The 6,130-nt window shown below is 77.7% G+C and carries 7 protein-coding genes; 2 read left to right on the top strand and 5 right to left on the bottom strand.

All coding sequences use genetic code 11. The features are described 5' to 3' along the window. The 5 genes from ACFE60_RS16900 to ACFE60_RS16880 form a co-directional block, all read right to left on the bottom strand. On the bottom strand, nt 1-1,103 hold a 1,103-nt coding region (locus tag ACFE60_RS16900), incomplete at its 3' end, for a copper resistance protein CopC (RefSeq protein ID WP_375390023.1). Beyond that, entirely contained in the window at nt 1,100-1,846 is a 747-nt protein-coding gene (locus tag ACFE60_RS16895) for a YcnI family protein (RefSeq protein ID WP_375390022.1), read from the bottom strand. The genes ACFE60_RS16895 and ACFE60_RS16900, both read right to left, overlap by 4 nt. A 29-nt stretch (nt 1,847-1,875) precedes the next feature. After that, the gene (locus tag ACFE60_RS16890; RefSeq protein ID WP_375390021.1) at nt 1,876-2,502 is read right to left on the bottom strand and encodes a DUF5134 domain-containing protein; all 627 of its coding nucleotides are present in this window, start codon (nt 2,500-2,502) and stop codon (nt 1,876-1,878) included. Between the two features lie 30 nt (nt 2,503-2,532). After that, nucleotides 2,533-3,357, bottom strand: coding sequence for a M56 family metallopeptidase (locus ACFE60_RS16885; protein ID WP_375390020.1), 825 nt, complete (start codon nt 3,355-3,357; stop codon nt 2,533-2,535). Then, nucleotides 3,354-3,716, bottom strand: a complete 363-nt coding sequence (locus ACFE60_RS16880) for a BlaI/MecI/CopY family transcriptional regulator (protein ID WP_375390019.1) — start codon at nt 3,714-3,716, stop codon at nt 3,354-3,356. Before ACFE60_RS16880 ends, ACFE60_RS16885 begins: the two co-directional genes overlap by 4 nt. 210 nt (nt 3,717-3,926) lie before the next feature. Here ACFE60_RS16880 and ACFE60_RS16875 point away from each other — a divergent pair, with 210 nt between their 5' ends. Both ACFE60_RS16875 and ACFE60_RS16870 read left to right on the top strand, forming a co-directional pair. Beyond that, nucleotides 3,927-4,850: a S1C family serine protease gene (locus ACFE60_RS16875; protein ID WP_375390018.1), complete on the top strand. Its 924-nt coding sequence runs from the start codon at nt 3,927-3,929 to the stop codon at nt 4,848-4,850. A gap of 32 nt (nt 4,851-4,882) precedes the next feature. Next, the gene (locus tag ACFE60_RS16870; protein ID WP_375390017.1) at nt 4,883-6,076 is read left to right on the top strand and encodes an MFS transporter; all 1,194 of its coding nucleotides are present in this window, start codon (nt 4,883-4,885) and stop codon (nt 6,074-6,076) included. The last annotated feature ends 54 nt before the right edge of the window (nt 6,077-6,130 follow it).

The following is a 6,130-nucleotide window of genomic DNA, read 5'->3' as shown; positions in this document are numbered from 1 at the left end:
GTCGACCACAGCGAGTCGAGCGGCGCGACCGTCGGGAACGCCTGCACCTCGCCCGTGACGACGAGCACCGCGATGCAGCAGAACGCGACGACGGACCAGCGCCGGAGGGAACGCAGCCCGGCCTCGGGCGTGCGCGCCGTCCGGGGCAGCACCGCGGCGGCGAGCACCACCAGGCCGCCGAGCCACAGCACCATCGCCGCCAGGTGCACGACCGCGGCGGGGACGAGCAGCCACCAGGCGCCGTCGGTCGCGTGCCCGAGCAGCGCGACGGTCATCAGCAGGCCGAGGCCCACGACGCCCGCCGCGGCCGTGCGTCCCCTCCCCGCCTCCGCGGGCCGGCGCAGCAGCACCGCGAGCGCGACGACGAGCACGAGCCGCGCGAGCAGGACCGTCCCGATCGTGCTGGTCAGCAGGTAGCCCAGCCCGTCGAACCGCAGCACGCCGGACAGGTCGTCGCCGGAGGCGCGCGGCCCCCGGATCAGCAGCTCGGCGACCGTGGCGAGCAGCACGACGGCCAGCCCGGCGGCGGTCACGCGCACGACGCGGCGCCGGCTGCGGACCGACGGCCAGAGCAGCGCCGCGGCGGCCGGCACCCCGACGCCGAGCGCGAGGCCGAGGTACGCGAACCCGGTCGCGGCACCGACCGCGGCGTCGAGCGGCGACCCGGTGCCGGCGGCGGACTCCACGGCGTCCGCGTCCTGCCGAACCCCGAACCGGATCGAGCCGGTGATCACGTGGCTGTCCGCGGACACGAGCCGGAAGGAGACGTTCCAGACGCCGGTCGGCAGGTCGGCGCGCAGCGGCACGACGACGGTGGTGCCGCCGTCCGCGAGTCGCGCGGCGCCGCGCTGCCCGCGCTCCCCCGTGGACGACAGCACCGCGGTCGCCGCCGGCGGCAGCCCGACGGCCTCGTCGAACACGAGCCGCACCTCCGCGGGCGACGCCGCGACCCGCGCGCCGTCGGCCGGATCGCTCGACACCAGCACCGCGTGGGCGGAGGCGGGCGTCGATGGCAGCAGCAGCAGCGCGGTCAACGCGAGCAGCAGGAGGGGCAGCAGCCGCAGCCACCGGGCCGCGCGCCCGGCGACCGCGGACCCGCTCACGCGCGCCTTGACCCGCGCAGCAGCCCGATGACCGCGACGACCAGCGCGACGACCGCGATCGCGGCGCCGCCGATGCCGACGGCGAGGCCGGCGGACGCCGATCCCGGGTCCGCCGCGGCCGCGGTGGCCGAGGCCGGCGTCGCGGACGCCGTGGGCGCCCCGCCGTGGTGGTCGCCGTCGGCGGCAGCGGCGGCCAGCTGCAGGACGGGCACCGGGTGCTCCGGCTCGGCCGATCCGGTCGACGCCTCGTTCCAGTTCACGACGGTGCCGTCGGAGTAGGTCTGCTTCGCCGGGAACGCGACCTCGGCCGTGTCGGGCAGCGGCCCGGCGGACACCGCGAACTGCTGGAACTCCCCCGGCGCGATCGCGGTCCTCGCGCTGTCGGCCTTCCAGGTGATCTTCGACACGTAGGTGGAGATCTGCCCGTCGTCGGTCGTGATGGGCTTCGTCAGCTTCGCCTCGGTCACCTTGGCCGTCCAGCCGGGCACGGGCTGGACGCTCGCGGAGGCGATCGGGGTGTCGGTCGGCATCGTCACGGTCAGCTCGGTGGTGGAGGCGGTCGCCGACTCGGTCGGCACGCGGAAGGTCAGCACACCGTAGCCGCCGCGCGTCGCGTCCTCCCCGTCGACGCGGACGTGGGCGGAGGCGGCGGTCGCGCCGAGCAGCACGGCGACGGCGCCGAGCGCGAGGCCGGCGGCGACGCGGACGGCCGCTCGTGAGGCGGGACGGGATGTGCGGGTCACGGTGCTCCTCGGTTCGGTCGGTTCGGCGGTCAGGTCATCAGGACGAGCAGCGAGTAGGCCATGCCGGCGGCCATCGCGGTGGAGGCGGTGAGATCGGCGACCTCGTTCCGGCCGGCGGCGCCGACCGCCTCCCGGATCAGCAGCACGTTCAGCCACACGGCGGCCACGACGAACGCGACGCCGAACGCGATCGAGACCGCGAGCGCCCAGGGGGCGTCGCCCGTCAGGGTCTCCGCGGCGCCGCCCGTCATGGCGCTCATGGCCGTGCCCGCGGTGCCGGCGGCGTCGGTCCGCGCGGGCGGGCCGGGCAGCATCGCGACGGCCATCCACACCATCACCAGCATCATCGCCGCGTGGTACAGCAGGCCGGCGACGCCGTGCCGGCCGTGCCCGACGCCCAGGCCGGCGTCCGCGGTCGGGCGGAACAGCGCGATCCCCGCGTACCAGAACGCGCCGGCCGAGAACACGAGGACCTGCGGCAGCGCGGGGAACGCCCACGGCCACGGCATCGCGGCCATCGCGGCGCTCATCAGCAGGTGCAGCAGGTTCGAGACCCGGTCGGGCAGGTCCCGTCCGGCGACGACGCGCACGGCGAACCACAGGCTCAGCCCGCCGAACAGGATGGAGGCGACCGAGGCGGTGACCGGCGTGCCCATCACCGTCCGTCCCGCGTCACGACGCCGACTCTACAGTTTGTAGAGTTCCGGCGCCGCCGACCCGCCGCGGACGGCGATCGCGCGCGGCCGGTCCGGCGCGCGGAGGCGCGCGGCCCGGATCTCCGCCCACTCGTTCGGTTCGAGCTGCGCGGTCCGGTGCAGCGCGTCGGCGAGCGCGGTAGCGCCGCAGACCCGCGCGGCGGCGTCGTCCGCGACCAGCTCGACCAGCAGGTGCACGGCCTGGTCGAAGGCCCTCGCGCCGAGGAGCGCGGGCAGGCACGCCCGGTTGAGCCGCGCGAGGCGCAGCAGCAGGTCGTGCCTGCCGGTCAGGTGCGCGCGCTCGTGCTCCAGCACGGCTCGCAGCTCCGACCGGGAGAGCGCCGCGGCGAGGCCGGAGGTGACGACGATGCGGCCGCCGTCGCAGGTCGAGCTGAACGCGACGGGGCGCTCCGCCCGCACGAACAGCACCTGCACGGCGCCGATCCGCTCGACGCGCTCCGTGCAGGCGGCGGCGAGCAGGTCGAGGTCGCGGGCCGCGGCGCCCCGCCCGCCCGCGAGCGGCTCCGCCCGGGTGAGCACCAGGGCCGCCGCGGCGCCGGTCGTCGCGAGCGCGCCCCACGCGAGCACGCCGGCGACCCAGCCCGCGTCCACGGGCTCGGTGCGGGCGGCGAGGCCGAGCATCACGCTCCACAGCACGCTGGCCGCGGTGGCCAGCCCGCCGAGCGCGAACAGGGCGACCCAGGCGCCCAGCACCAGCCGCGGGCGGCGCACGGCGGTGCGCCGCAGCCGCAGGAGGCGCGGAGCGCCGAGCCCGCAGCAGGCGGCGAGCGCCAGCAGCACGCCGAGGACGATCACGCGGGCCCGCCGACCGCGTGCCGGAGGACCGCGAGGTCCTGGTCGGTCAGCTGCTCGGCGAACGACATTAGCGCAGCGCTGCGGTCCGAGGACTCGAGCAGCGCGGCGAGCATCGACTCGGCCGCGACCCCGCCCGCGACGTGCCGCAGCGCGAAGCGCGCCTCCGGGCCCTCGATCCGCTCGACGGCGCCGGCCTGCTGCAGCCGCGTGAGCACGGTGATCACGGTGGTGAAGGCGGGCGTGGACTCCGTGGCAGGCCAGCGCCCGATCACGGCGCGCGCGGTGACCGGCCCGTCGGCGGCGCGCAGGATCGCGAGCACCGTCGTCTTCAGCTGCCCGTGAGCCCGGCGACCGACCACGCATCACCCCTTCCGTGCTCCGTCCTGTCTACCGCACGGGGCGCCGATCGGCGGGCGGGCGCGTTTCCTCGTGGATCCGGGGATCTGCGCGCGCCAGCGCCGCCGTGTGGATGAGCGCCGGCCCGGATCCGCGAAGAGGCGACCCGGTTCGGCGCTCCGCCGTGGGCGAACCCGGCCCCGCGCGCGGTGCAGCGGGTCGACACTCGCCGCATGACCGATGCGGAGGCGCTGGACGCCTACTCGACGACCGTCGTGCGGGTCGCGGACGCCGTCGCCCCCTCCGTCGCCGCGGTGACCGTGCGCACGCCGCGCGGCACGGGGGCCGGCAGCGCGACCGTCGTCTCGGCCGACCGCCACCTGCTCACGAGCGCGCACGTCGTGGAGGGCGCCGACCGCGTCGATCTCGCGTTCGCGGACGGCTCGGAGGCGCGCGCCCGCGTGATCGGCCGCGACCCGCTGTCGGACCTCGCGGTCCTGCTCGCCGACGACCCGACCCCGCCGCCGGTGCCGTTCGGCGACGCCGCGTCGCTGCGCGTCGGCCAGCTGGTCGTCGCGCTCGGCAACCCGCACGGCCTCGCGGGCAGCGTCACCGCGGGCATCGTGTCGGCGCTCGGCCGGTCGCTCCCCACCCGCGCCGGGCGGGTCGTCGACGAGGTGATCCAGACCGACGCCGCCCTGAACCCGGGCAACAGCGGCGGGGCGCTCGCCGACAGCGCCGGACGGCTCGTCGGCGTGAACACCGCGGTCGCCGGCGTCGGGCTCGGGCTGGCCGTGCCGATCACCGCCACGACCCGCGCGATCGTCGACGCGCTGCGCACCACCGGCCGGGTGCGGCGCGCGTGGCTCGGCATCGCGGGCGCGCGGGTCCGCCTCCGGCCCGAGATCGCGGCCCGCGTCGGGGCGCCGAACGGGGTGCAGGTCGCCTCCGTCGTCGGCGGCAGCCCGGCGGCGGAGGCGGGCGCCCGGCAGGGCGACGTGGTCGTGACGCTCGGCGGCGCGCCGGTCACGACCGTGACGGACATCACGCGGCTGATGGTCGAGGGGGCGATCGGCAGCCGGATGGAGATGACCGTCTGGCGCAACGGCGCGCTGGTCGACGTCGTCGTGGAGCCGCAGGAGCTGCAGGGCGTCTGACGCCTCCGGCGGGGCCTGCCAGGCTCTCCGTCGTGACCGCCTCCGCCGACGCCCTGCCCCGCCGGCAGGCGGGGCGCCTCGCGACGACGCTGCTGGCCTCGTCGCTGCTCGGCCGGCTGCCGCAGGCGATGAGCGCGCTCGCGCTCGTGCGGATCGTGGTCGACGGCGGCGGCGGGTACGCGTTCGCCGGCGCGCTGACCGCGGGCTACGTGATCGCCTCCACGGTCGGCATCCCGGTGCTCGGCCGGCTGATCGACGGGACGGGGCGGCCGCGTGCGGTCCTGCTGGTCGCGGCCGCCCTGTCGTCCGTCGCGTTCGTCGAGGTGGCCCTGCTGGCGACCGCGGCCCCGCCTGCCGCCCTGGTCTGCGGCGTCGTCGCCGGGTTCGCCTCCCCGCCGCTCGAGCCGACCCTCCGCAGCCTGTGGCCCCGGATCATGGCGCCCGGCCGGCAGCTCGCCCGAGCGTTCAGCGCGGACGCGGCGGCGCAGGAGGTGCTGTACATCCTCGGCCCGCTGCTCGCGGTCCTCGCGGTGGCCGCGCTCGGCGCTCGAGGCGGCGTCCTCGTGATGGCCGCGGCGGGCCTCGTCGGGACCGCGCTGTTCTGCGTCCACCGCCTGCTGCGCCCGCGCCCGGCGGAGGCGGGCGAGCGCGTCGCCCACCCCTCCGCGCTGCGCACCCGCGCGGTGCGCACGCTGGTGATCGCCCTGGTCGGCGGCGGCCTGCCGATCGGGGCGCTGACGATCAGCGCGGCCCGGTTCGCCGCGCTGACGGGCGCGCCGTCGCTGAACGGCTGGGCGCTCGCGATCAACGCCGGCGGCGCGCTGACGGGGGCCCTGCTCATCGCCCGGTTCCCGCTGCGGACGCCGCCGGAGCGGGCGCTCCGCGGGCTGCTGCTGCTGCTCGCGCTGCTCTACCTGCCGACCGCGGCGTTCGGGCTGCCGACCGTGGTGTGGCTCGCGGGGGCCTTCGTCGCGGGGCTCGCGCTGCCGCCGCTGCTCACGCAGGTGTTCGCGATTACCGCGACCGCGGCTCCGGCGGCGGCGCTGACGGAGGCGAACGGCTGGATCATCAGCGCGTTCAGCGTCGGCATCGGGGCGGGTACCGCGGTCGCGGGCGCGCTGACCGGTGCGGCCGGCACGGCGGGCGCGGTCGCCGCGGTCGTCGGCGCCTCCGCGCTCGCGCTGCTGGGCGCCGGGCTCGCGACTCCCGGCCGCCTCGCCGCCTGACGGGATCGGCGCCCCGGGCGGTGACGCTGCGCCCTTCGGCCGCGAGGCGGACCG

Source organism: uncultured Amnibacterium sp. (assembly GCF_964245895.1).
Taxonomy (GTDB): Bacteria; Actinomycetota; Actinomycetes; order Actinomycetales; family Microbacteriaceae; genus Amnibacterium.
This window is presented reverse-complemented; position numbering and strand designations above follow the sequence as displayed.